This window comes from Luteimonas flava (genome assembly GCF_036584485.1).
In the GTDB taxonomy this organism is placed as follows: Bacteria; Pseudomonadota; Gammaproteobacteria; order Xanthomonadales; family Xanthomonadaceae; genus Luteimonas; species Luteimonas flava.
The window spans coordinates 213,813-238,967 of the sequence record NZ_JAZHBM010000001.1 but is presented as its reverse complement, the minus strand read 5'-3'; the positions used below and the strand labels follow the sequence as shown (position 1 = coordinate 238,967).

The 25,155-nt window shown below is 68.7% G+C and carries 25 protein-coding genes; 17 read left to right on the top strand and 8 right to left on the bottom strand.

The window, feature by feature from the left end; translation table 11 throughout:
* Positions 1 to 53 precede the first annotated feature (53 nt).
* Positions 54 to 1,997 (bottom strand): S9 family peptidase, encoded by a 1,944-nt coding sequence (locus V3391_RS01135; RefSeq protein WP_425497208.1) that lies wholly within the window; start codon positions 1,995 to 1,997, stop codon positions 54 to 56.
* Positions 1,998 to 2,193: 196 nt separating this feature from the next.
* Here V3391_RS01135 and V3391_RS01130 point away from each other — a divergent pair, with 196 nt between their 5' ends.
* Positions 2,194 to 3,921: a peptide MFS transporter gene (locus tag V3391_RS01130; RefSeq protein ID WP_332076588.1), complete on the top strand. Its 1,728-nt coding sequence runs from the start codon at positions 2,194 to 2,196 to the stop codon at positions 3,919 to 3,921.
* Positions 3,922 to 4,018: 97 nt separating this feature from the next.
* On the opposite strand, the gene ssb is transcribed toward V3391_RS01130, so the two are convergent.
* On the bottom strand, positions 4,019 to 4,531 hold the full coding sequence (gene ssb / locus V3391_RS01125; protein ID WP_332076587.1) for a single-stranded DNA-binding protein: 513 nt from the start codon (positions 4,529 to 4,531) through the stop codon (positions 4,019 to 4,021).
* A gap of 151 nt (positions 4,532 to 4,682) precedes the next feature.
* Between ssb and V3391_RS01120 the strand changes: the two genes are divergently transcribed.
* Positions 4,683 to 5,681 carry a polyprenyl synthetase family protein gene (locus V3391_RS01120; RefSeq protein ID WP_332076586.1) on the top strand — a complete coding sequence of 333 codons (999 nt, stop codon included), beginning with the start codon at positions 4,683 to 4,685 and terminating at the stop codon, positions 5,679 to 5,681.
* A 15-nt stretch (positions 5,682 to 5,696) separates the two neighbouring features.
* Here the strand turns inward: V3391_RS01120 and V3391_RS01115 are convergent, their stop codons facing one another.
* The 4 genes from V3391_RS01115 to V3391_RS01100 form a co-directional block, all read right to left on the bottom strand.
* Positions 5,697 to 5,924 carry a DUF5808 domain-containing protein gene (locus V3391_RS01115; RefSeq protein ID WP_332076585.1) on the bottom strand — a complete coding sequence of 76 codons (228 nt, stop codon included), beginning with the start codon at positions 5,922 to 5,924 and terminating at the stop codon, positions 5,697 to 5,699.
* A gap of 121 nt (positions 5,925 to 6,045) precedes the next feature.
* Entirely contained in the window at positions 6,046 to 7,458 is a 1,413-nt protein-coding gene (gene murD / locus V3391_RS01110) for a UDP-N-acetylmuramoyl-L-alanine--D-glutamate ligase (RefSeq protein WP_332076584.1), read from the bottom strand.
* Positions 7,439 to 8,815, bottom strand: a complete 1,377-nt coding sequence (murL, locus tag V3391_RS01105; protein WP_332076583.1) for a UDP-N-acetyl-alpha-D-muramoyl-L-alanyl-L-glutamate epimerase — start codon at positions 8,813 to 8,815, stop codon at positions 7,439 to 7,441. The genes murD and murL overlap by 20 nt, the downstream gene beginning before the upstream one ends.
* Positions 8,812 to 11,403: a bifunctional aspartate kinase/diaminopimelate decarboxylase gene (locus V3391_RS01100; protein WP_332076582.1), complete on the bottom strand. Its 2,592-nt coding sequence runs from the start codon at positions 11,401 to 11,403 to the stop codon at positions 8,812 to 8,814. The genes murL and V3391_RS01100 overlap by 4 nt, the downstream gene beginning before the upstream one ends.
* A 114-nt stretch (positions 11,404 to 11,517) precedes the next feature.
* Between V3391_RS01100 and V3391_RS01095 the strand changes: the two genes are divergently transcribed.
* Positions 11,518 to 12,387, top strand: a complete 870-nt coding sequence (locus V3391_RS01095) for a PhzF family phenazine biosynthesis protein (RefSeq protein WP_332076581.1) — start codon at positions 11,518 to 11,520, stop codon at positions 12,385 to 12,387.
* A gap of 39 nt (positions 12,388 to 12,426) precedes the next feature.
* Complete coding sequence (locus V3391_RS01090) at positions 12,427 to 13,305, top strand: PhzF family phenazine biosynthesis protein (protein WP_332076580.1); 879 nt, start codon at positions 12,427 to 12,429, stop codon at positions 13,303 to 13,305.
* A gap of 92 nt (positions 13,306 to 13,397) precedes the next feature.
* On the opposite strand, the gene V3391_RS01085 is transcribed toward V3391_RS01090, so the two are convergent.
* On the bottom strand, positions 13,398 to 13,832 hold the full coding sequence (locus tag V3391_RS01085) for an OsmC family protein (RefSeq protein ID WP_332076579.1): 435 nt from the start codon (positions 13,830 to 13,832) through the stop codon (positions 13,398 to 13,400).
* Positions 13,833 to 13,947: 115 nt separating this feature from the next.
* On the opposite strand from V3391_RS01085, the gene V3391_RS01080 reads away from it, so the two are divergent.
* The 8 genes from V3391_RS01080 to V3391_RS01045 all read left to right on the top strand — a co-directional run bounded on the left by V3391_RS01080 (position 13,948) and on the right by V3391_RS01045 (position 18,961).
* Positions 13,948 to 14,367, top strand: a complete 420-nt coding sequence (locus V3391_RS01080) for a DUF2784 domain-containing protein (RefSeq protein WP_332076578.1) — start codon at positions 13,948 to 13,950, stop codon at positions 14,365 to 14,367.
* A 123-nt stretch (positions 14,368 to 14,490) separates the two neighbouring features.
* Complete coding sequence (locus tag V3391_RS01075; protein ID WP_159678313.1) at positions 14,491 to 14,895, top strand: HU family DNA-binding protein; 405 nt, start codon at positions 14,491 to 14,493, stop codon at positions 14,893 to 14,895.
* A gap of 290 nt (positions 14,896 to 15,185) precedes the next feature.
* Positions 15,186 to 15,827: a tellurite resistance TerB family protein gene (locus tag V3391_RS01070; RefSeq protein WP_332076577.1), complete on the top strand. Its 642-nt coding sequence runs from the start codon at positions 15,186 to 15,188 to the stop codon at positions 15,825 to 15,827.
* A gap of 105 nt (positions 15,828 to 15,932) precedes the next feature.
* Complete coding sequence (locus tag V3391_RS01065) at positions 15,933 to 16,574, top strand: M23 family metallopeptidase (RefSeq protein WP_332076576.1); 642 nt, start codon at positions 15,933 to 15,935, stop codon at positions 16,572 to 16,574.
* Between the two features lie 42 nt (positions 16,575 to 16,616).
* Complete coding sequence (locus V3391_RS01060) at positions 16,617 to 17,162, top strand: hypothetical protein (protein ID WP_332076575.1); 546 nt, start codon at positions 16,617 to 16,619, stop codon at positions 17,160 to 17,162.
* A gap of 37 nt (positions 17,163 to 17,199) precedes the next feature.
* Entirely contained in the window at positions 17,200 to 17,634 is a 435-nt protein-coding gene (locus V3391_RS01055; protein ID WP_332076574.1) for a hypothetical protein, read from the top strand.
* Positions 17,635 to 17,700: 66 nt separating this feature from the next.
* The gene (locus tag V3391_RS01050; protein ID WP_332076573.1) at positions 17,701 to 18,261 is read left to right on the top strand and encodes a DUF1439 domain-containing protein; all 561 of its coding nucleotides are present in this window, start codon (positions 17,701 to 17,703) and stop codon (positions 18,259 to 18,261) included.
* Entirely contained in the window at positions 18,230 to 18,961 is a 732-nt protein-coding gene (locus V3391_RS01045; protein ID WP_332076572.1) for a hypothetical protein, read from the top strand. The genes V3391_RS01050 and V3391_RS01045 overlap by 32 nt, the downstream gene beginning before the upstream one ends.
* Positions 18,962 to 19,142: 181 nt before the next feature.
* Here V3391_RS01045 and V3391_RS01040 read toward each other — a convergent pair whose 3' ends face one another.
* The gene (locus V3391_RS01040) at positions 19,143 to 19,637 is read right to left on the bottom strand and encodes an SET domain-containing protein (RefSeq protein ID WP_332076571.1); all 495 of its coding nucleotides are present in this window, start codon (positions 19,635 to 19,637) and stop codon (positions 19,143 to 19,145) included.
* Positions 19,638 to 19,821: 184 nt separating this feature from the next.
* On the opposite strand from V3391_RS01040, the gene V3391_RS01035 reads away from it, so the two are divergent.
* From V3391_RS01035 to V3391_RS01015, 5 genes are all read left to right on the top strand, one after another.
* A complete protein-coding gene (locus V3391_RS01035) occupies positions 19,822 to 20,292 on the top strand; it encodes an SUF system Fe-S cluster assembly regulator (protein WP_332076570.1) in 471 nt (156 codons plus the stop codon).
* Positions 20,293 to 20,308: 16 nt separating this feature from the next.
* Positions 20,309 to 21,766 (top strand): Fe-S cluster assembly protein SufB, encoded by a 1,458-nt coding sequence (gene sufB, locus V3391_RS01030; protein WP_332076569.1) that lies wholly within the window; start codon positions 20,309 to 20,311, stop codon positions 21,764 to 21,766.
* Positions 21,767 to 21,859: 93 nt separating this feature from the next.
* Entirely contained in the window at positions 21,860 to 22,624 is a 765-nt protein-coding gene (sufC, locus tag V3391_RS01025) for a Fe-S cluster assembly ATPase SufC (RefSeq protein ID WP_332076568.1), read from the top strand.
* Positions 22,624 to 23,862, top strand: a complete 1,239-nt coding sequence (gene sufD, locus V3391_RS01020) for a Fe-S cluster assembly protein SufD (RefSeq protein WP_332076567.1) — start codon at positions 22,624 to 22,626, stop codon at positions 23,860 to 23,862. The genes sufC and sufD overlap by 1 nt, the downstream gene beginning before the upstream one ends.
* Positions 23,859 to 25,142, top strand: a complete 1,284-nt coding sequence (locus V3391_RS01015; RefSeq protein ID WP_332076566.1) for a cysteine desulfurase — start codon at positions 23,859 to 23,861, stop codon at positions 25,140 to 25,142. The genes sufD and V3391_RS01015 overlap by 4 nt, the downstream gene beginning before the upstream one ends.
* The last annotated feature ends 13 nt before the right edge of the window (positions 25,143 to 25,155 follow it).

Here is a 25,155-nt window from a genome sequence, read left to right as displayed (position 1 = left end):
GCCCGAATGGTAGGCCGGCGCCGCGATGCTGGCAAAGCGGCGCCGGCGGGGCGTCACTGGGCGGCGCGTTGGCCGCCCAGATGCGTGGCGAAGAAGTCGAGCAGCCTGGTGTAGTAGGCGCGACGGTTTTCGGGCTTGTAGAAGCCGTGGCCTTCGCTGTCGACGTAGAGGGTGTCCACCGGGACGCCCGCCGACCGCAGGGCGCGCTCCATGCGCCGCGTGTGGTCCACGGGCGCGATCTCGTCCTTGCCCCCCGCCACCAGCAGGACCGGCGCCTTGATCTGCGAGGCCCGCTGGGTCGGAGAGGCCGCCAGCAGCGCCTGCGGATCGTTGCCGACCCATTCGTCGAACCACGACTTCATCCAGTTGCTGGTGCGATTGTCCTGGTTGCGCATGAGTGGCAGGTCGTAGACGCCGACATAGCCTGCCGCGCAGCGGTACAGATCGGGCTCGCGCGCCGCGCCCATCAGCGCCGCATACGCGCCGTAGCTGCCACCGTAGATGCAGATCCGCCCGGCGTCCGCGTGGCCCTGCTCGACCGCCCAACGCGTCGCATCGGTGAGGTCATCCTGCATCTTCCCGCCCCACTCGCGTGCACCGGCCTGCTGGAAGCTGCGGCCGTAGCCACCCGATCCCCGGTAGTTGACTTGCAGGACGGCGTAACCGGCCTGCGCGAGCATCTGCGTCTCCGGATCGAAAACCCATTCGTCGGCGATACCGAACGGCCCACCATGCGGCAGCACGATCAATGGCGCCGCTGCGCCCGCCTGCAGGCCTGCCGGGCGGGTCAGGTAGCCGTGCAGCATCAGACCATCGCGCGCCCGGATCGACACCGGCGCCATTGCGGCCATGCGCTCGGGATCGATCTTCGCCCGGCGGGCCAGCACGAAATCCGCCTTCTTGGCGACGGCGTCGTAGCTGAAGAAGCTGCCGGGATCCCGATCGCTTTCGGCGAGCAGAAGCTTGGTGTCGGCATTGCGCGTGGACGATGCCACCGAGATCGAGCTGCCGGGAAAGGCCTGCTCGAACATGCGGAACAGCTTCGCGTCGTCCGATGCGTCGTCGAAGAACGCCATCCGCGGCGTCGCGCCGGCGTAGCGGACGCCGATGGCGACTTCGGTGCCGGGTCGGAACAGGATTTCCGGGTCGACCGTGGCGTCCCGCATCAGTTCGGTCCGCGCGCGCGTGGCGACGTCCATCGCGACGATCGCATCCGGGCCACTGGGCTGGCTCACGCGCAGGTAGGCGATGGAATTGTCCGCAGAAAATCCGACGGGCTCTTCCACCCGACCCGATTGGCCCTGGTGGTTGAGCAGTTCCCAGTCGGCACCTCGCGAGGCGCGATAGAACAGCTGGCTGTGATTGTCCGACTGCGAACCCGTGGCGAAACGCACCTCGCCCGTGTGGTCGGTCACGAACGACGCACGGCGCACGGGCACGGTGGCCACCGTATGCCGACGTCCGGTGTAGACGTCCATCCGGTCCACGCGTGTGTACGGATCGCCCGTGAACGGCGAGATCGCGACGAGCACGTGCTTCGGATCGGCAGGCAACAGGTCGATCGGCCACGCGAAGACCCGTTCTTCCTTCGGGCCGCTGCGGATGTTGGTGCCCAGGCCCGAGTTCTGGACCCGGTATCCCACCAGCAACTGGGCGCGCCCGCCATCTGCGTTCATGGCGTAGAGCTCGCCCGTCGCCATCGGGAAATCGCGCGTGCCGAACTGCTGGGCGAGACCGAACATCAGTCGATCGTCCTTCGCCCACCAGAAATCCGCGATGTGCGTGTTCGCCGGCAACTGGAAGCTGCCCGCGACGCGCCGATCGGCACGGTTCAGCACCGCGATCACGGACCGGTCGCCATTGGGCATCGTGACCGCGAAGTACCGGCCGTCGGGGGAGATCTTGGCGTCCTGGACGCCTTCGTCCTCGACGAAGGGCGCAAGGTCCACCTGCGCATGGAGATGGGGCGCAGCCAGGCACGACAGCGCGATGCACATCGAAAGCAGTCCTTTGCGGACCATACGAAACTCCTGATCTCTTGCGCCGCGCCCCGATCGTCGAAGACGGTCTCCCCGGACACGGCGGCCCTCATCGTAGCGATGCGCGATCAGCCGGCAAGCCCCCCGATGCACGGCATCCGCAGCGCGAAGCGCCGGGCCTATACTCGCGCCTTCGCCCGCCCGGACCACGGCATTGCGCGCTGTCACCGCTTCCTCCGCCGCGTCGCACGCGGACTTTCTGGGCCACCCCAAGGGCGTCTTCGTCTGCTTCTTCACCGAGATGTGGGAGCGCTTCTCGTTCTACGGGATGAAGGCGTTGCTGCTGCTCTACATCCTCAAGTACCACCTGTTCGGCGACGACGCCGGCTTCGATCTGCTCGGCGCATACGGCGGTCTGGTGTACGCGGTGCCGGTGATCGGCGGCCTGCTGGCCGATCGCTATCTGGGCATGCGCAAGGCGGTCGTGCTCGGCGGCGTGCTGCTGGTGCTCGGCCATCTGGGCATGGCCTACGAGGGCGAGCAGGCGCGGATCGTCGATGGCGTCGTCGTCCGCGACGAAGCCGCGCTGCAGGTGTTCTATCTCTCGCTGGCGCTGATCATCATGGGCGTCGGGTTTCTGAAGCCGAACATCTCGACGATCGTCGGCAAGCTCTACGCGCCCGAGGATCCGCGGCGCGATTCCGGGTTCACGCTGTTCTATGCGGGCATCAACGTCGGCGCGCTGTTCGCGAGCCTGGTGTGCGCGTTCCTGGGCGAGACCTACGGCTGGAAGTACGGCTTCGGCGCGGCAGGTATCGGCATGATCGCCGGGCTGATCGTCTTCATCTGGGGCCAGAAGTATCTCTACGGCCTCGCCGAACCCAACGACCCGGCGAAGCTGCGCGAACGCGTCGGTCCGCTGTCGCGCGAGTGGTGGATCTACGCCGGCAGCGTCGCCGGTGCGCTGCTGGTCTGGCAGCTGATCCAGCGCACCTGGACCGTGCACGGCGCGATGCACCTCATCGCCGTCGCGCTCGCGGTGTGGTTCGTCTGGTTTCTCGTGCGCCACTGCACGAAAGTCGAGCGGCAGCAGATGCTGGCGCTGGTGCTGCTGATCGTGGGCGTGCTGATCTTCTTCACCCTCTACGAGCAGACCTACGGCTCCTGGGTCACGTTCACCGATCGCATGCTGACCAAGGATCTGTTCGGCCTGACGCCTGGCGATTACCGGCCCGGCATTCCGTGGGCGATCTTCGCGCTCGCCAGCAGCCCGATCCTGATGGTCACTGCGCTGCGCGCCAGCGATCGCGGCCGTGGCGGGCTGGCGAAGGCGGCGGTCATCGCGATGGTCGTCGCGCTCGCGATCGCGTTGGTCCACGACGTGGTGCTGGTGCCGCAGACCGCGGGTTCGCTGACCTTCCTCGGCGCGTTCTTCATCGTCGTGCTGGCGCCGATCTTCTCGTGGCTGTGGCCATGGCTGGACCGCCGCGGGCTCAACCCGAGCAAGCCGGCGAAGATGGCGATCGGCCTGGTGTTCGCCGGCCTCGCCTTCGTGCCGCTGATGCTGGCGGCGCAATCGGCCGGCAGCGGCGTGCTCGCCAGCGTGTGGTGGCTGGTGCTGGCGTATTTCCTGCTGGAACTGGGCGAGATGTGCCTGTCACCGATCGGCCTGTCGGCAGTGACCCAGCTGTCGGTCGCACGCGTGGTCGGCCTGATGATGGGCGCGTTCTGGCTGGCAACCGCGTATTCGGAAGTGCTGGCTGCGCAGTTCGGCAAGCTGACCTCGATGGAGGTGCTCGAGGGCGAGACCTTCGACATGGCGGTCGCGGCGACGCGCTACGCCGATCTGTTCCAGCTGATGCTGTGGATCGGCGTCGGCTCGGGCATCGCCTATTTCGTGCTGTCGCCACTGGTGCGGCGCTGGATGCACGGGGTGCGCTGAGGCGCGCAGCACCGGTCTTCCGGACCGTCGATCCCTGAAACGCAGAACCCCCGATCGCTCGGGGGTTCGTGCGGTACACCGGGCGACGTGCGTCCGATCAGAACGGGATGTCGTCGTCCGAAAAGTCGTCCATCGGCGCGGGGCGTTGCTGCTGCGGCGCCTGACGCTGCGGCGGCGCGCTGCGCTGGGGAGCGTCACCGCCGCCACCGGCCGAACGCTGCGGACGGTTGCCGCGCTCGTAATTGCCGCCGCCACCACCACCGCCGCCGCCGTCACCACGGCCGCCGAGCATCTGCATCTCGTTGGCGACGATGTCGGTCGTGTACTTCTCCACGCCGTCCTGGCCGGTGTACTTGTCGTAGCGGATCTCGCCCTCGACGTAGCACTGGCTGCCCTTGCGCAGGTACTCGCCGGCGATCTCGCCGAGCTTGCCGAAGAACACCACGCGGTGCCATTCGGTGCGCTCCTGCTTGTTGCCGTCCTTGTCGTTGCGCACGCTGGTCGTGGCCAGGCTGATGCGGGTCACGGCCATGCCGCCCTGGGTGTACTTGGTGTCGGGGTCGTTGCCGAGATTGCCGACCAGGATGACTTTGTTGACGCCGCGGGCCATGGGAATTCCTTGGATTGCGCCGGCATGGAAACCGGCGTGATGGACCGCGACAGTATAGCCGCCAGCCGGTCGGCGTCCGACCCCCGCCCTCGCCCGCACGCCGTTGTCGGGCGTCTCCTATAATTCCGGGCCTGCCTGTCCCGGATCCTGCATGAACAACGTCGACCACCCGGCCGCCCGCCTCGATCTGCCGGCGATCCAGGCCCTCGCCGCGGGCGACATGGCCGCCATCGACGCGCTGATCCGCGACCGGCTGGCCTCCGATGTGGTGCTGATCAACCAGGTCGCCGAGCACATCGTCTCGGCCGGCGGCAAGCGCCTGCGACCGATGCTGGTGATGCTGGCCGGCCGCGCGACCGGCACCGTCGGTGCCGAGCACCACCAGCTGGCGGCGATCGTCGAGTTCATCCACACCTCGACCCTGCTGCACGATGACGTGGTCGACGAATCCGACCTGCGCCGTGGCCGCAGCACCGCGAACGCGATCTGGGGCAATGCGGCCAGCGTGCTGGTCGGCGACTTCCTGTATTCGCGCAGCTTCCAGCTGATGGTAGAACTCGACCGCATGCCGGTCATGCGCATTCTCGCCGACACCACCAACCGCATCGCCGAAGGCGAGGTGCTGCAGCTGCTGCACGTCCGCAATCCGGACACCGACGAGGCCGCCTACCTCAACGTCATCGAGCGCAAGACCGCGGTGCTGTTCGCCGCCGGCACGCAGCTCGGCGCGCTGGCCTCCGGCGCGGATGAAGCGACGCAGCAGGCGCTGTACGACTACGGCATGCAGCTGGGCTACGCATTCCAGATCGCCGACGACGTGCTCGACTATTCGGGCGACGCCGATGCGCTGGGCAAGAACCTGGGCGACGACCTCGCCGAGGGCAAGGCCACGCTGCCGCTGATCCACGCCATGGCGCAGGCCGCGCCGGATGTGCGCGCGCGCCTGCGGACCATCGTCGAGACCGGCGATACCGATGCGCTGCCCGAAGTGCTGGCCGCGATCGAAGCCGCCGGCAGCCTCGACTACAGCCGCGCCCGCGCGCTCGAATACGCCGAAGCAGCCGAACGTGCGCTTGCTGGGCTCGGCGACAACGATGCCGTCGCCGCACTGCGCGGCCTGGCGCGCTACGCGGTCGAACGCGGGCATTGAGCTGGGGCGGTGCCGTCAGGCGCCGAGCACGCGGTACGCGATCGACAGCACGGCGGTCACCAGCGCCATCAGGATGAGCGCGCCGACCGGCCGGGCGAGATTGACCGTCCAGCCCAGCGCGCGCGGCACCTTCGGCACCCACAGCCGGTCATCGTCCGCGGACCGGTAAAGACCGAGCCAGCGCGGGCCGATCCAGTTGTCCGGGTTCTGCCAGGCGCGTGCGTTGCGTTCGCTGCGATCCATGTCGACGTCCTGTTCGATGGGCGTCCAGTCTCGCAGCACCGCGTCGCACGGAGACGGCGATGCGACGAAGCGGGCCGCGTTCGCGACGGACCACGTCCGTGGGCCGACGGGCCCCGTCGCGTCAGGCGATCCCGATTCCCGGAATCGCCGTGATCGCATCCGGATCGAAGCCGCCCAGCGTCGCGAAATGGCGCCCGCGCGCGGTGTAGTCGCGGTAGGCGCCGAAGCTGGGCGCGCCCGGCGACAGCAGCAGCACGCCCTCGCCGTCCAGTACCGTGCGCGCCTGTGCGATCGCCGACTCGAGATCATCGGCCGCGGACAGCTGGAACCCGGCGTCGCGCGCGACCGGTGCCAGCAGATCGAAGATGCGCGGGCCGTTCTGGCCCATGGTCACGATCGCGTGCGGCGCGCCGGTGCGCATCGCGTCGGCGAACGCCTGCCAGTCGAGGCCGCGATCGTGTCCGCCGACCAGCAACGCGACGCGCCGGTCGCGATAGACATCGAGCGCCGCAAGCGTCGCGTGCGGCGTCGTGCTGATCGAATCGTTGACCCACAGCACGCCATCGCGCGTGCCCAGCGGCTGCAGGCGATGCGGCAACGGCACGAAGTCCGCGGTGGCCGCGGCCAGCGGCGCGGCGTCGATGCCCAGGGCTTCGATCGCGGTCAGCACGGCGCACAGATTGCCGCGGTTGTGCCGACCCGGCAGTGGCAGGCCCACGGTGTCCATCACCGCGATGTCGCGGCGATACAGGACGTCGCCGCGCAGATGCCAGCCATCCGGCGTGCCGAACCAGTGGATCCGGCTGTCGGGCAGCACCAGCGCGGCGAGCCGCGGCTCGTTGGCATTGAGCACGGCGATGCGCGGCCGCGCCCGCGTGACCAGCGCCAGCTTGTCGTCGATGTATTGCGCCTCGCTGCCGTGCCAGTCGAGATGCTCGGGGAAGATGTTGGTGACCACTGCGATGTCGGGCCGCACGCCGCCGGTGGCGACGTCGCCGGTCTGGTAGCTCGACAGTTCGATCGCCCAGGCATCGGCGTCGGCATCGAGCAATTCCAGCAGCGGCAGGCCGATGTTGCCGGCCAGCGCGGTGCGCAGGCCGTGCGCGCGCAACAGATGCGCAAGCAACGCGGTCGTCGTGCTCTTGCCCTTGGTACCGGTGACGCAGACCGTGCCGGCCGCAACGTCACCCGGCGCGGCGCGTGTGGCGAACCACAGCGCGGTACCGCCGACGAACTGCGTGCCCTGCGCGGCGGCGGCCATCGCATCGCGCGCGTAGGGGCTGATGCCGGGCGACTTCACGACGACCGCGCAGGCCGACAGGCGTGCGGCGTCGATGCCGGTATCGCAGCTCAGCAGCGCATCGCCGAGCGTCGCTGCATCACTGGCTTCGTCGGCGTTGCAGAACAGCGTCAGCGGCAGCGTCGGCGCACGGCTGCGGATCGCGCGCCAGGCGGCGCGGCCTTCGCGACCCCAGCCCCACAGGGCGATGCGGCCGCCGTTGGCGGCGATCGCCTCAAGCTGCGAGATGCGCACGCAGGCGATCCCACAGCACGTCGGGAATACGGTGCGCGTCGTTTTCGACCGCCAGCAGGCCCGTGACATCCAGCTCACCCGCTTCAAGTTGCGGCGCGATCTCACGGGCGAAGCGCGCGACGATCGCGTCTTCGCGCCACTCCGGACGCTTCGCCAGGGCCGCCATCGCCGCGCGCGATTCGCGTCCCTCACCGACGCATTCGAAGGGCTTGTGGTCCTGGTACTCGAGCAGGGCGTCGTAGCCCGGCACCTGCGACGCATCGTCGAGCAGGTTGCGGCCGAAGATCGACACCAGACGCGGCTTGGGCATGAACGGCGCGAGCGCCAGGAACACGAAATGGCACTTCGGGCAGATACCGCACCAGCGGTTCACCGGCCGCTCGCCGAGCAGATGGAAGTTGCGGTTGCAGCTGGAGAAATGCGCGTCGTAGCGATCGGTCTTCGCGAACTGGCGCGCGACCGCGAGCTCCGACAGCGGCCGCAGCAGCGAGTAGTAGTGCAGGTCCGCAGCGACGCGCGCCTGCACGTGGTCGCCGAACGCGCGCTCGAACGCCCAGCCCTTCGACCACTGATGATTCACTTCGCGCGTCTCGCCGCCGGACGCGTCCTTGATCAGGCTGCCATAGCTGGCCGAACGCTCGTTGGAGAACACCACCTGGTCCACGCCGTGCAGCACGGCGGCCAGCACGAGGATCGCCGAATTGATCGCGGTGACCGGGATGTGCCCGTTCCACGCGCCCTGGCGGTTGTACTCGAACAGTTCCGGCGCGATCTGGCGGCCGATGTTGAGCGTCGGCAGACCGGTGCGCTCGGCGCAGACGCGGATCAGCTGCGAGCCGCCGATCCAGCTGACGGTCTGTTCGATGCCCAACGCGCGCAGCGCTTCGATCGACACCAGCGAATCCTTGCCGCCGCCGATCGCGACTAGTGCATGCGTGCGCAGGCCGAGCGCAGGTGCTCCGGCAGTCGCAGTTGCGTCGTGCGGAAAACGGATCTTCCCGTGCAGGTCCAGCCCGTTGCGATACGCGAACTCGCCGAGCCCGTGCACGTACACGTCCTCGAGCAGCGCCGCGGTCGCCGCATCGATCGCATAACCCTCGATGCGGATGTCGGTCGGCACCGCGGCCTTGTAGTAGCTGACGCCGGCGATCAGGTGCAGCAGACGCAGCGCCTGTGTCGCGGCCTCGGCGCGCGCCGCATCGAGCGCGAACGGCGCACCCGGCACGGTCACGGTTTCGATCAGCTCGGGACCGTCGTCGAAGGCGTAGCGCAGGCGCGCGACGCCGGTCGCGGCGTCGAGGTCGCAATCGATGAAGCGGAAACTGCGGACCGCGTTGCGGTCGAAGACAACACTCATTCCAGAACATCCTGCTGCGGCAGCTGCCGCAGGTTGTAGGTATTGGCCATGACGAAGCCGTAGGCGCCGGCGTCTGCGATCAGCACGGTGTCGCCTTCGCGGGTCGCGGCGGACAGGCGGCGGCGCGTGCCGAACACGTCGCTCGATTCGCAGATCGGGCCGACGATCTCGACCGTGGCCTCGACCACGTCATCGAGCCGCGTCAGGTTGTGGATGCCGTGCCAGGCGTCGTACAGCGCCGGCCGCATCAGGCTGTGCATGCCGGCGTCGACACCGACGCGGCGCGTGCCCAGCTTGTCGACGACCTGGGTGACGGTGGTCAGCAGCACGCCGGCTTCGGCGACGAGGTAACGGCCTGGCTCGATCGCCAGGCGATAGCGCGGGTACTCGGCCTTGATCGCCGCCAGGCCCGCAGCCCAGGCCGGGATGTCGAACGGCACGTCGTCGGGGCGATACGGAATCGGCAGACCGCCGCCGATGTCGATCGTGTCGACGGTACCGACCGCATCGGCGAATCCGGCGAGCTCCGCGTAGACCTCACGCCAGTGCGCGACGGTCTCGATGCCGCTGCCGAGGTGCGCATGGATGCCGGTGATGCGCGCATCGACTTCTTCGGCCGCGATCAGGAATTGATCGAACGCACCCAGCGGCAGTCCGAACTTCGATGCCGCGCCGCCGGTGACGACCTTGGCGTGGTGGCCGTCGCCGCGGCCCAGATCCAGACGCAGCCAGAGATCTCGGCCGCGGAAGACCTCGGGCCAGTTGCGCAGCGCTTCGACGTTGTCGACCGTCACGGTGACGCCGCGCGCGTAAGCGGCCGCGTACTCGCTGCGCGGGGCGAAGCTCGGCGTGAACAGCACGCGCGCGGGATCGAGATCCGGCAGCACGGCGAATACGTGTTCGAGCTCGCCCTGCGACACGCATTCCAGACCGAAACCGGCGTCGACCAGCGTGCGCAGGATCGCCGGATGCGGATTGGCCTTGATCGCGAAGAAGCGACGGTCGATCGCGTCAGCCGTCGACAGCGCGGCCGCGCGTTCGCGCACGGTCGGCAGGTGATAGACGTAATGTGGCCGGCCCGGCTCGGCGAGTGCGAGCAGCGATTCGCGCGCGTCCTGCCACCACTGCGGCGCGCGCTCGCGGCGGCCGTGGGCGATCTCGCGCCAGCTCGGGCCGAACACGGTCTCGTCATGCACCGGCATCGCGCCGCTGTCGATCAGCTCGGCATGCAGCACCGGCAGCAGACCGTCGGCGTCGGCCTCGTCGATGACGAAGGTCAGGTTGAGATCGTTCGACGACTGCGAGATGAGGTGCACGCGTTCCTTCCCGAACGTGGCCCAGACATCCGAGAGCTTGTGCAGCAGCGACCGCATGCCGCGGCCGACGAGGGTGATCGCCGCACACGGCGCGATGACCTTGACCCGGCAGACTTCGGCCAGATCGTCGCTCAATCGCGCCAGCACGTCGGTGCTGACCAGGTTCTCGCTCGGATCCAGCGACACGGTGACGTTGGTCTCCGACGAACCGATGAGATCGACCGACAGGCCGTGGCGCTTGAAGCGCTCGAACACGTCGGCGAGGAAGCCGACCTGCTGCCACATGCCGATGCCTTCCATCGACACCAGCACGATGCCGTTGCGGCGGCTGATCGCCTTGACGCCCGGCACCGGCTCGGCGCTTGCGTCGATCGCAGTGCCCGGCAGATCCGGACGCTCCGTATCGAGAATCGCCATCGGCACGCCGCCATCGCGGCAGGGCTTGATCGAACGCGGATGCAGCACCTTGGCGCCGGTGGTCGCGATTTCCTGCGCTTCGGCGTAATCCAGTCGCGCGAGCAGGCGTGCGTCGGGTACATCGCGCGGATTGGCGCTGAACATGCCGGGCACGTCGGTCCAGATTTCGACGCGACGCGCGCCCAGCAGCGCACCGAAGTACGCAGCCGACGTATCCGAGCCACCCCGGCCGAGAATCGCGGTGCCGCCGTCGCCATGACGCGCGATGAAGCCCTGGGTCAGCAGTATCCGCGGCGCCTGCGCGGCGAACCGCGCGCGCCAGTCGCCGTCGGGTTCGCGCTTGCAGTTCACCGACAGGCGCAGCGCCCAGTCGCTCTGGTTCGGCAGCGCGACCGCATCGAGCCAGTCGCGCGCATCGCACCAGCCGAAATCCAGACCCTGCGCCGCGAGGTAGGCCGCGCCGATCGTCGAGGACAGGAGTTCACCCTGCCCCAGCACCTCGGCCTGCCAGTCGAGCGTGCGCGTCGCCGCGCGGGCATCGGTGACGAGCGCCTGCAACGCAGCGAGACGCGCGCCGAGCACCGCATCGACATCCAGCTCGAGTTCGGCGACGAACGCGCGGTGGCGCTCGACGAGCGCGGCCACGCGCGCGGCCGAATCCGCGGCGCCATCGGCGATCGCGGTCAGTTCGTTGGTGACGCCCGACAGCGCGGAGACCACCACCAGCACGCGCGCGTCCTGCTCCAGTGCCCGGCGTTTCGCCAGTCGGCCGATGGTGTCCCAGCGGTGGCGACGCGACACCGAAGTGCCGCCGAACTTGAGCACGATCCAGCGATCGTCAGGGGGTGAGGACATCGAGGTGGGGTCTCGGATGGGGGGCGAAAAACAGGCGCGACGACCGGCATGCGGTGACAACGCGCGCGATGACAGGCGATTCTAAAGCAACCCTCCGCCCCCCGAGAGACCCCGATGCATCGCCGTTATCTGCAGCTGGATGTGTTCGCCGACCGGCCCGGTGCCGGCAATCCGCTCGGCGTGGTGGTCGATGCCGACGGGCTCGATGGTGCGGCGATGCAGGCCATTGCGAACTGGACGAACCTCTCGGAAACCATCTTCCTGCTGCCACCCGATGCCGACGCCGATTACCGCGTGCGCATCTTCACCCCGCGCCAGGAGTTGCCGTTCGCGGGCCATCCCAGCGTCGGCGCCGCCTGGGCGGCGCTGGACCAGGGGCTCGCGACGCCGCGGTCCGGTGCGCTGGTGCAGCAGTGCGCGGCCGGTCTGCTGCCGGTGCGCATCGACAGTCGCGACGGCCACACGCGGCCGAGCGTGCGCGCCCCACGCGCCGTGCACCGCGCCTCGCCGGACGGCATCGAGGCCCAGCTCGATGCGGTGCTGCAGGCGCTCGGCGCCATCGATGCGCCGCATGCGCTGCTCGACAACGGCCCGCGCTGGTGGTGCGTGGATCTCAGCACGTCCGCCGCCGTGCGCGCGCTCGCGCCGCCGCTGGCGGAGATCGCCGCGCTGTGTCTGGCCAGCGACGCGGTGGGCGTGGCGGTGTGCGGGCGCAGCGAGGCGGCCGATCACGCGCTCGTGGTGCGCGCGTTCTGTCCCGCCGACGGCGTGCCGGAAGATCCGGTGACCGGCAGCGCGAATGCCGCGATCGCCGCGTGGCTGCACATGGATCGGGCCGAGGACGGCCGCGTGGTCCGCTACGTCGCCAGCCAGGGCCGCGAGCTGGGCCGCGATGGACGCGTCGAGGTCGAGATCGATCCGGCCGGCGAGGTCTGGATCGGCGGTGCGGTGCAGGCGGTCATCCGCGGGACATTCGACTGGTGAGCGGACCGCTACACTGTCGCGCCGCGTGACGCTCCCGCCATGACTTCCCGCCGTTTCGTCCAGGTGGACGTATTCGCCGACCGGCCCGGTGCCGGCAATCCGCTCGCCGTGGTGCTCGATGCCGACGGCCTCGACGACGCCACGATGCAGGCCATCGCCCGCTGGACGCGTCTGCCCGAGACCACGTTCGTGTTTCCGGCCACGTCCGACGACGCCAGCTACGGCATCCGCATGTTTTCGCCACGCCGCGAAGTGCCCTTCGCCGGGCACCCGAGCGTCGGCACCGCGCACGTCGTGCTCGAAGCCGGACTCGCCGCGCCGCGCGATGGCCTGCTGGTGCAGGACGGCATCGCCGGCAAGCTGCCGCTGGAAGTCGTCGGCGAAGGCCCGACGCGCACGATCGCTGTGCGCACACCGCGCGCGTCGGTCGTCGAGACCGCATCGGCGGAGGATCCGCGCCTGCGCGACGTGCTCGCGGCGATGCCGCTCGGCGCGCTGCCGCCGGTCCTGATGGACGGCGGTCGCCGCTGGTGGCTGGCCGAGCTCGCGAGCGAAGCCGACCTGCGCGCCGCGACGCCGGACTGGAATGCGATCGGCGCAATCGTCGAGGCCACGGGCAGCATGGGGCTGTGCGCCTTCGCGCGTTCCGATGATCCGGTGCATCACCTCGCGGTGCGCGCCTTCGTCGGTTCGACCGGCCACTTCGAGGATGCCGCGTCCGGCGCCGCGAACGCGACGCTGGCCGCGTGGCTGGCCGATCGCGACGCCCTGCCCGGCAGCAATGGCCGCTACCGTATCAGCCAGGGCCGCGAGGTCGGCCACGATGCGATCATCGAACTGCACGTCGACGACAACGGCGATGTCTGGTCCGGCGGCCGCGTGCAGACCGTGGTACGCGGGACGATCGACTGGCGCTGAGCCCCCCGCGCCGCCGGGCCGCGGTCCGATAGCACACCGCAGACACGACAACGCCGCGCCGGTTGCCCGACGCGGCGTTCTGCGTTCACCACTCAGCTTTCGAGTTCGGCATCCAGCGACAGCGGCACTGCCGACAGCGCCTTCGACACCGGGCAGTTTTGCTTGGCGTCATCGGCGAGCTCGCGGAACTTCGCCGCGTCGATGCCCGGCACCTTGGCGCGGGTCTTCAGGCGGATCGAACTGATCTGCGGACCGCCGTCCATCGACAGGTCGACATCGGCGCGCGTGTCGAGCGATTCCGGCGGAAAGCCCGCCTCGGTGAGCTTGGCCGACAGCGCCATCGTGAAGCAGCCCGCGTGCGCGGCGGCGATCAGCTCTTCGGGATTGGTGCCTTTCTCGTCGCCGAAGCGGGTGCCGAACGCGTAGCGCGTCTCCGACAGCAGGCCGCTCTGCGGCGTCGACAGCGTGCCCTTGCCGGACTTCAGATCACCGGTCCAGTGGGCGGTGGCGTGACGGGCGATACCCATGTGTGTGCTCCTCGAGAGTTGGGGCGTGCATGGTGGCCCCCCATCCGTTACGCGCGCGTCCCGGTGATGCGACGCAGCACCTGCACCTCGACGGCCGATGCACGATGATCCGGCCATGACACTCTCACCCTCGCTCGCCGCCGTGCTCGCCGACGCCGTGCTCGCAGTCCATGTCGGCATCGCGGCATTCGTCGTCGGCATGACGCTCGCACTGCTGGTCGGCGGCCCGCTCGGCTGGTGCTGGGTGCGCCGCAGGTGGCTGCGCTGGCTGCACGTCGCGCTGGTCGTGGTGATCGCCGTGCAGGCCTGGCTCGGGCGTCTGTGCCCGCTGACGATCTGGGAACAGTGGCTGCGTGCGCGCGCCGGACAGCAGTCCTACAACGAATCCTTCGTCGGGCACTGGTTGTCGAAGGTGCTGTTTTTCGAGGCGCCGTGGTGGAGTTTCGTCGCCGCCTACAGCGTGCTCGCACTGGTGGTCGCCGGTGCCTGGATCCTGTGGCCGCCCCGTCGCCGCGCTTCGCGCCAGGACCGCTAAACGCAAAAGCCCTGTTTTTTGCGGTTTCCTATTGGCGCACGTGCCACGATGCCCTACATTCCGCTTGCCGGCTCGCTCGGCCCGGACAACTCAATCATCACTCGACGAGGGAACCACACGCTCATGGCAACGAAGAAGGCCCCCACCAAGAAAGCCCCGGCCAAGAAGGCTGCTGCGCCGAAGAAGGCCGCCGCCGCGAAGCCGGCAGCACCGAAGCCGATCAAGGAAGCCCTGAGCAAGTCGGGCCTGGTCGCACACATCGCCGAATCCACCGGCGTCGTGGCGAAGGACGTGCGCGCGGTGTTCGCTGCGCTCGAAGGCGCCGTGCACGGCTCGATCAGCAAGAAGGGCGCGGGTTCGTTCACCCTTCCCGGCCTGCTGAAGATCACGTCGGTCAGCGTGCCGGCCAAGCCGAAGCGCAAGGGCATCAACCCCTTCACCAAGGAAGAGCAGTGGTTCGCCGCCAAGCCCGCCTCGGTCAAGGTCAAGGTGCGCCCGCTCAAGAAGCTCAAGGACGCCGCTGCCTGATTCCAAGCGCCACGTGTCTTTCGATCGGGACGGCCTTGGCCGTCCCGATTTCGTTTCAGGGGCGTCTCGAAGGCTTGGCCGTCCCGATTTCGTTTCAGGGTTCCCTCGACGGCTTGGTCGTCCCGATTTCGATTGGGACGGCGCGATGCGATGTCATCGCCCGCCTGCTGCGAACATGACGCTCACCCGGTTCTGAACGATTCGTCCGGTGAAGCGAACCGTGCACATCCGGTGAACGTTGACCGCCGCATGCTCGGCGCCGTTTTCTCCCTACCGATGGATATCGAACGATGAGCTTCCAGGGCTTCCTCAATCATCTGCTCACTTCGCAGGCCGGCGGCAAGCCCGGCAGCAGCCTGCTCAATGCGGATTTCGGCAAGGGCGCGGCCACCGGCGGCGCGCTGGGCCTGCTGCTCGGCAAGAACAAGAAGACCCGCAAGGTCGCAACCTATGGCGGCCTCGCCGCGATCGGCGTCATGGCGTACAAGGCCTACGGCGATTACCAGAAGCAGCAGGCCGGGGCGGCGACCGTCGCGCCGCAGACCGTCGACCGTCTGCCCGCGCCGCAGGTCGACATCCACAGCCAGGCGATTCTCAAGGCGCTGGTCGCCGCTGCGAAGGCCGACGGCCACATCGATGCACGCGAGCGCGAAGTCATCGAAGGCGAGTTCAAGCGCATCGACGAGGGCGCCGACGTGCAGCGCTGGCTGCATGCGGAACTGGAAAAGCCGCTGGATCCGGCGGAAGTGGCCAGCGCCGCGACCACGCCCGAGATCGCGTCGGAAATGTATCTGGCCAGCGTGCTCGTCGCCGACGAGACCAGCTTCATGGAACGCAGCTACCTCGACGAACTCGCGCGTCAGCTCAAGCTCGCGCCCGAGCTCAAGACGCGGCTCGAACAGGAAGTGAAAGCGAACGCCGACGCGCGCTGAGCCCGTCTCGTTTGTCCCGAACGGCCTGCCTCGTGCAGGCCGTTCTGCATTGTGCGACCCGCTGCACTGACTCCGGCTTCGCGCACGGTCTGCGACGCTGACGTCATGTCCGAGCCCGATCCCACACCCGGTTCCACCCCACCGGCCGCACCGAAACCCGTGCGCAAGCCGCGCCGCGATTACACGCCGCAGCTGCGGGCCACGCTGGGCTTCGTGTTCTGGGCGGGCCTGTTCGCCGCTGCCGGCTACTGGGCCTGGCACCAGCCGTTCATGGCCAAGCCACGCGCGATCGCCACGCTGTCTGCCGCACCTGCACCGGAATCGCTGCCGATGCCGGTCGACGGCGTGCGCGCCTCGCGCGTCGCCGACACCTATGGCGCGCCACGCGGACGCGACCGCCAGCACGAAGGCGTCGACATCTTCGCGCCCCGCGGCACGCCGGTGCGCAGTACGACCGACGGCCTCGTCGTCGGCGTGCGCGAAAGCGGCCTCGGCGGCAAGCAGGTGTGGATCATGGGCCCGGGCCGGCAGCGTCATTACTATGCGCATCTCGACGACTTCGCGGATCTGCTCGAAGTCGGCGATCTGGTGCGGCCGGGCGATGCGCTCGGCGTCGTCGGCGACACCGGCAACGCGCGCGGCACGCCGCCGCATCTGCATTACGGCGTCTACGCCAGCGACGGCGCGTTCGACCCGCTGCCGCTGCTGCGTGCACACGGTGCCGACAACGGCGACGCGGCGCGCTAGCATCCGATCGTTGCCGCGCATGCGGTGCAAGGGAACATCCGGATGTCGCATCGCGCCTGGTGGCTGGTCATCGCGACCATCGTGTTGCTCGGCATCGCCGTCGCGGTGCAGGAAGGCCTGCGCCGCGATGCGGACGACCTGCCATCGCCGGATTCGCCGGCCGCCGCCGCGTCGACTGCGTCCGCCCCATCGCCCGACGCCGCGGGGGCGGCCGCCAGTGCCGGACTGCAGGCGGCGCACGATGCCGCGATGCGCGACGCCGTCTCCGCCGTGCACGCCTATCTCGCCGCACTGTTCAAGGACGACCGGAGCGAAGCCGATGCAATGTGGATCCACGGCCGTCCCGCATCACAGGGCGAAGCGGACCTGCGCACGCTCGAAAACGTGACCGGCTTGCGTGTCGACAACGCACGGCCACAGCCACTCGATGCGACGCCGGTGCCCGCCGCGCTGCGCATTCCGGTGCATCTGCGCATCGGTGGACAGGGGCCGCTGCGCCGCTACAGCGGGCATTACGATCTGCGCCGCGACGGCGAGACCTGGCGCATCACCGCGGCGTCCATCGATCCGTCACCCGCGCAGCGCTAATCTGGGCCGAGCGACGCGCCTCTTCGGACACCCTGCAATGGACAAACGGTTCTGGATCTGCGGCCTCACCATCTCCGCCACCGCGCTGGCGCTGGGCTTCTTCGTGCACGGCCTGCTGCTGCGCGACGACTATCTCGCCCTCGCCCATCTGTTCCGCCCGCAGGCGGATGCGAACGCGCAGGTCGCCTGGATCCTGCTCGCCTATCTGTCGCTGGGACTGGCGATGACCTGGCTCTACCGCTGGCTGCCGCCGCCGCATCGCAGCAAGCGCTGGCACGGCGCACGCTTCGGCCTGGCGATCGCGCTGGTGTCGTTCGTGCCCTGGCACCTGCTCGCGCATGCAGGCCAGCCGTTTCCGCTGACGCTGTCGCTGAAGCAGATCGTCTTCGACGTGATCGCGATGCTGCTGCTCGGCCTGCTGCTCGCCTGGCTGCAGCCGCACCGCCGGCCGCTGGCGCCTGCGCCGGACTGACGCGCCGCTAATCCCGTATTCACGGCGCCTGCGTAGGGTGCCTCCATCGCCGTTCCGGAGCGTGCCATGCGCCGTCCCCTGCAGTTGTCCGCCGCAGCCCTGCTGCTGCTCGTCCTCACCGCCTGTACGTCGCTGGGTGTGGTCTCGGCCTGGCTCAACGACCAGGTCGCCTTCACCACGCCGCAGCTGCAGCGCCAGCTCGACACGCGCTTCCCGCGCACCTTCGACAAGCTCGGCGGGCTGGTGTCGGTGACGCTCGACAATCCGCGCCTGATGATTCCGCAGGGCGATCGCCGGCTGCGGCTGGACTTCGATCTCGGTGTCGGCGGCGTGGCCGCGGACGACCGCCCGGGCCGTCTCGCGCTGGTGAGCGGCCTGCGCTACGACCCCGCGACCCGCGGCCTGCATCTCGAAGATCCCGAGCTGCTGCAGTTCGATCTGCCCGGCTCCAATACGCTGCTCAAGGGCGGCGCGCGCGGCATCGTCAACAGCCTGCTGTCGGAGTACGCGCGCAGCGAACCTGTGTATCGCCTCGATGACGATCTGCTGTCGAAGCTGCCTTCCGGCAAGCGCATCGGCAACGTCGACATCGCCGATGGCCGCGTGGTGGTGCACCTTGCGCGCTGATAGCGGCAGCAAGCGCAACGCCGCCGCTGTCGCGGTCGCATTCGCGCTGGTGTGCGCCCTCGGCGCCTGCGACCGCGACGCGGCGCGCGCCGACGCCGAAGCATCCGGCCAGGCAGCCGACGGTCCGCTGCCGCAACCGCAACAGAACGCGGGCGGCGTCACTGGCCTGAGCGGCGAGCCGGGCCCCGGCAACATTCCGCTCGGCGGCGAACAGCCGCTGCCCGAAGCCGGCATCGAGGAAAGCGCGCTGCTGCCGCTCGAAGACAATCCGGAAACCGGTCTCACCGGCGTGCCGGGCGAGACCGCCGTCGCCGGTCCCGAGCCGACGCCCGAAGAAGCCTCGGCGGTGATCCGCACCTATTACGCCGCGATCAATGCGGTCGACTACGCGCGCGCTTATGCCCTGTGGTCCGACGGCGGCCGTGCCAGCGGCCAGTCGCCCGAACAGTTCGCGGCCGGTTTCGGGGACACGGCGGTGGTGATGGTCGACATCGGCGCACCGGGCGCGGTCGAAGCCGCCGCGGGTTCGCGTTTCATCGAGGTGCCCGTGTCGCTGCGCGCCCAGCAGACCGACGGCAGCAGCCGCCGTTTCGAAGGCCGCTACGTCCTGCGCCGCGCGATGGTCGACGGCGCCAGCGACGCGCAACGCGCGTGGCGGATCGCGTCGGCGGATCTGCGGGAAGTGTCTCCGACGCCGTGACGCTGGAGCCCCTCTCCCTTCGGGAGAGGTTGGGGTGAGGGTTGCTTTTGACTGTGACCCTGAGCACGGGACTCTCGGTAGAGCCCCTTCCCTCACTCCACCACCGGCATCCGCCGATGGTCCTCCCCTCCCCCCGAGGTGGCGGGGCATATGTGTCTTCCGCCCGCGGCGGAAGACGCCATCATTTCTTGGGCTGCAGCATCGTGCCGGTGCACTTTTTCGAACCACAGCGACAGCCCCACAGTTTCTTGAGCTTCGGGGTGTGCCGCTCGGCGAGGGTGATGCCGTAGTTGTAGGCCAGCTCTTCACCGGCGGCGATATCACGCGTCGCTTCGATGAAGACCTTGTCCTTGTGCCGGCGCTCCTTCAGATCTTCCTGCACGACGGCTTCGCAGTTCGGCGCGCAGCTGTGGTTGATCCAGCGCGCGATGTTGCCGTCCTCGTTCGCGTCGATGACGTAGTCGTCGTTGAGCGTGAACAGGAACGTGTGGCCGTCCTCGTCGATGTCGCCGTACTGGGCATCGACATCGTCGTGCGTGCGCAGCAGACCCTTGTAGCGGACGATCCGCTCGCCCTTGGCGATGGCCTCGGTTGCGAACACACCGTTGCCGTGGATGCTCGACAGACGCGCCTCGATCTTCTTCGGCGTCTTGGGCTTCTTCGGCGTCTTGGGCATTGCGGATTCCACGGCGGAGTGAGTCCGCATTGTGGCCAACAACCCGTCGAGCCGCCAGCGCAGGCGCCTCGCCGCCGCGCCCTGCGATGAACGCCCGCCGCCCGCCACATTGAGCTGCCGGACGCAAAAGCGTACAATTTTGGTCCGCTTTCATCCGACGCGTCTCCGGTCGCCCCCGCCCGCAATGCTCCGTGTCACCAAGCTCACCGATTACGCCACCGTCGTCCTGACCGTGCTCGCCGCACGGCCGCAGGTGGTGATGAGTGCGGCCGATCTGGCGGAACAGTCGGGCCTCGAAGCGCCGACGGTCAGCAAGCTGCTCAAGCCGCTGGCGCAGGCCGGTCTGGTCGAAGGCTTCCGCGGCGCCAACGGCGGCTATCGCCTCGCACGCGAGGCCGCGGCGATCAGCCTGGTGGAGATCGTCGAGGCCATGGAAGGGCCGCTCGCGATGACCGAGTGCAGCCTGCACGACGGTCAGTGCGGCATTTCCGAGCAGTGCGGCGTGCGCGGCAACTGGCGCCGGATCAACGACGTGGTAGCCGATGCGCTGCGCGCCGTGAGCCTGGCGCAGATGCTCGACGACGCGCCGCGTCCTTCACCCATTTCCACCGCCGGTGGGGCGAAGCGCATCGACGCCCGCCTCGCCCGCGCTTAGACAGTAGGCAGCCCCCATGGCCACCGACATCGCAGAACCGATTGCGAACGCAGAAATCCACGAGCAGCTCGGCCGTCGCTACGACGCCGGCTTCGTCACCGACATCGAGTCCGACAGCTTTCCGCCCGGCCTCGACGAGGACGTCGTCCGCGCGTTGTCGGCGAAGAAGGAAGAGCCGCAGTGGATGACCGACTGGCGTCTCGCCGCCTATCGCCATTGGCTGACGATGCCGGTGCCGCATTGGGCGAAGCTGTCGATCGCGCCGATCGATTTCCAGGCCGTCAGCTACTACTCCGCGCCCAAGGCCAAGTACGCCTCGCTTGACGATGTGCCCAAGGAACTGCTCGACACCTACGACAAGCTCGGCGTGCCGCTGCATGAGCGCGCGCGTCTGGCCGGCGTCGCCGTGGACGCGGTGTTCGATTCGGTGTCGGTCGGCACGACGTTCAAGAAGGAACTCGCCGAGAAAGGCGTGATCTTCTGCTCGATGTCCGAAGCGATCCAGGACCATCCCGAGCTGGTGAAGCAGTACCTCGGCAGCGTGGTGCCGGTGAGCGACAACTACTTCGCCGCCCTGAACTCGGCCGTGTTCTCCGACGGCAGCTTCGTGTTCATTCCCAAGGGCGTGCGTTGCCCGATGGAGCTGAGCACCTATTTCCGCATCAACGCCGGCCACACCGGCCAGTTCGAGCGCACGTTGATCATCTGCGAGGACAAGGCCTATGTGTCCTACCTCGAAGGCTGCACCGCGCCGATGCGCGACGAGAACCAGCTGCATGCGGCGGTCGTCGAGCTGGTCGCGCTGGAAGACGCCGAGATCAAATATTCGACGGTGCAGAACTGGTACCCCGGCGACGAGAACGGCAAGGGCGGCATCTACAACTTCGTGACCAAGCGCGCGGAATGTCGCGGCGATCGTAGCCGCGTGGTCTGGGCGCAGGTCGAGACCGGTTCGGCGATCACCTGGAAGTACCCGTCCTGCGTGCTGCTCGGCGACGATTCGAGCGGCGAGTTCCATTCGGTTGCGCTGACGCATCATCGCCAGCAGGCCGACACCGGCACCAAGATGATCCACGTCGGCAAGCGCACCAAGTCGAAGATCGTCAGCAAGGGCATCAGCGCCGGTCGCGGGCAGAACACCTATCGCGGCCTGGTCAAGATCGGCGCGGGCGCCGAGGGTGCGCGCAACTACACCCAGTGCGATTCGCTGCTGATCGGCAAGCAGTGCGGCGCGCACACGTTCCCGTACATCGAGGTCAAGCACCCCGGTGCGACCGTCGAGCACGAAGCGACGACGTCCAAGATCAGCGACGACCAGCTGTTCTATTGCCGCACGCGCGGCATCAGCGAGGAAGACGCGGTCAGCCTGATCGTCGACGGCTTCTGCAAGCAGGTGTTCCGCGAACTGCCGATGGAGTTCGCCGTCGAGGCCAAGAAGCTGCTCGACGTGTCGCTGGAAGGTTCGGTCGGCTGACACCGCGGCCGGCTCACGGGCCGGCGATGCACCCGTTCTTCGACGCAGCGTCATCGCGCCGGTTCTCTTTCTCTTTTTCGAATTCCGATACCCATGCTCAATATCGACAACCTGCACGCCTCCATCAACGAGCGCGAAATCCTCAAGGGCCTTTCGCTGCACGTGAAGCCGGGCGAAGTCCACGCGATCATGGGGCCCAACGGCGCCGGCAAGTCGACGCTGGGCAACCTGCTCGCCGGCCGCGACGGTTACGAGGTCACCGACGGCAGCGTCGCGTTCCAGGGCCAGGATCTGCTGGCGCTCGAACCCGAAGAGCGTGCCGCGGCCGGCGTGTTTCTCGCGTTCCAGTACCCGGTCGAGATTCCGGGCGTGAACAACACCTACTTCCTGCGCAGCGCACTCAATGCGCAGCGCAAGGCGCGTGGTGAGGAAGAGCTCGATTCGATGCAGTTCCTCAAGCTGGTGCGCGAGAAGCTCGCCGTGCTGCATCTCGACGACCGCCTGCTGCATCGCGGCGTCAACGAAGGCTTCTCGGGCGGCGAGAAGAAGCGCAACGAGATCTTCCAGCTGGCCGTGCTCGAGCCGAAACTCGCGATCCTCGACGAGACCGACTCGGGTCTCGACATCGACGCGCTGAAGAACGTCGCCGACGGCGTCAACGCACTGCGTTCGCCGGACCGCGCCTTCATCGTGATCACGCACTACCAGCGCCTGCTCGACTACATCAAGCCCGACGTCGTGCACGTGCTGGCCGATGGCCGCATCGTGCAGACCGGGGGTCCGGAACTCGCGCTGCAGCTCGAAGAGAAGGGCTACGCCTGGATCAAGGACCGCGTCGCGCCGGAGACCGCCGTCTGATGAGTGCCCTGCTCGACTCTCTCGCCGCCGGTTTCGACGGCGACGCCGCACGTCGCGCGGCCCTCGACGCGACGCTCGCGACCGGCCTGCCCGGCCCGCGCAGCGAAGCCTGGAAGTACACCTCGCTGCGTGCGCTGGAGCGTCGCAGCTTCGTCGCGCCGCAGACCGATGCCCCGGTCGATGCGGATCTGCTGGCCGCGATTCCTGCGCCGCGCCTGGTCTTCGTCAACGGCCGCCTGTCCGCAGCGCTGTCCGATGCGGGTACCACCGTCGCCGGCCTGTCGATCGGAACGCTCGCCGATGCCGGCACGCTGCCTGACATCGACAATCGCGACGACGCCGTGTTCGCCCGACTCAACGACGCACTTGCCCGTGACGGCGCATCGGTCTCCGTCGAGGCCGGCGCCCGCATCGAGACGCCCGTGCACCTGGTGTTTGTCGGCGCGCCTGCGGAAGGTGATCTCGCCTGGCATCTGCGCCATCACGTCGTGCTCGGCAAAGGCGCGGCGCTGACGCTGGTCGAGCATCATCTCGACGCCGGCGCGCACCGCCATCTCGACAACACCATCATCTCGTTGCGCGTCGCCGACCGCGCCGAGCTGCACCACGTGCGTCTGCAGCACCTCGGCATCGGCGCGACCAGCTTCCTGCGCACCGACGCAGAGTTGCAGGCCGCCTCGGTCTACACCCGCGTCGATGTCGAAGCCGGCGGTGCGCTGTCGCGTCACGAACTCGACGTGCGCCTGCTCGGCGACGACGCGCGCCTGACCGCGAACGGCGTGCTGCTGGCCGGTGGCCGCGCGCATGTCGACACGCGCCTGGGCATCCGCCACATCGCGAAGAACACCGCCTGCGAACTCAAGTGGCGCGGGATCGGCGACCAGCGCGGTCGTGTCGTGTTCCATGGCGGCATCACCATCGATGCCGGCGCCGACGGCACCGACGCGCGCCTGTCGAACAAGAACCTGCTGCTGTCGCCCACGGCCGAGATCGACACCCAGCCGGTGCTGGTGATCCACGCCGACGAAGTGCAGGCCGCGCACGGCGCGACGGTCGGCCAGCTCGATCCGGGCGCGCTGTTCTATCTGCGCTCGCGCGGCCTGCCGGCAGCCGATGCGCAGCGCCTGCTGACCGCCGCATTCGTGCGCGAGCCGCTGTCGACGATCACCGATCCCGAGCTGCGTGCGCACGCCGAGGCCGGTCTCGATCGCGTCCTGTCGGGACTCGCCCTCGTATGAGCACCACCCTGCCGCCGCTGACGCCGCCGTTCGATGCGCCCAGCGCGCCGGTCGCGCATGACGGCAGCGTCGACTGGGCCGCGGTGCGTGCGGACTTCCCGCTGCTGCTGCGCGAAGTCCACGGCAAGCCACTGATCTACTTCGACAACGCGAATACCGGCCAGAAGCCGGCATCGGTGATCGACGCGGTCGACGGCTTCTACCGGCGGCAGAACGCCAACGTCAGCCGCGCGGTGCACCAGCTCGGCACCGAGGCGACCGAGGCCTACGAGGGCACGCGCACGAAGCTCGCGCGGTTCCTCAACGTGCGCAGCGACGAACTCGTGCTGTGCAGCGGCACGACGTTCGCGATCAATCTGGTCGCCTGGTCGTGGGCGCTGCCGCGGCTGAAGGCCGGCGACACGATCCTCGTCTCGCGCATGGAACACCACGCCAACATCGTGCCGTGGCAGCTCGTCGCCGAGCGCACGGGTGCGACGGTGCGCGTGGCCGAAATCCTCGAGGACGGCACGCTCGACCTTGACGCCCTGCGCCGCGCGATGACATCCGACGTCAAACTGCTCGCGCTGACCCAGGTTTCCAACGTGCTGGGCACGGTGAACCCGGTGCGCGAGATCTGCCGCGAGGCGCGCAAGCGCGGCATCGTCACCGTCATCGACGGTTCGCAGGCCGTGCCGCACCGCCGCGTCGATGTCGCCGCGCTCGGCTGCGACTTCTATGCGTTCACCGGCCACAAGATGTGCGGGCCGACCGGTACCGGCGCGCTGTGGGCGCGCCGCGAACATCTGCAGGCCATGCCGCCGTTCCTCGGCGGCGGCGAGATGATCAAGGAAGTCAGCTTCGAGAAGACGGTCTACAACGATCCGCCGCACCGCTTCGAAGCCGGCACCCCGAACATCGCCGGCTTCGTCGGTCTCGGCGCCGCAGTCGACTATCTCGAGCGGCTCGGCATGGACCATGTCGAACGTCGCGAGGCCGAACTGCTGGCGCACCTCACCGAATCGCTGCAGGAGATCGAGGGCCTGCGCATCTTCGGCACCGCGCCGGACAAGGCCGCGGTCGTGGCCTTCCTGATCGAAGGCGCGCACGCGCACGATCTCGCCACGCTGCTGGATCTCGAAGGCGTCGCGATCCGCTCGGGCCAGCACTGCGCGCATCCGCTGCTGCAGTTCTACGGCGTCGCCGCCACCTGCCGCGCATCGCCCGCGTTCTACAACACGCACGAGGAAATCGACGCCTTCGTCGCCGCCCTGCGCAAGGTGCGCACGCTGCTCGGTTGAGGCTGCGGCTGCA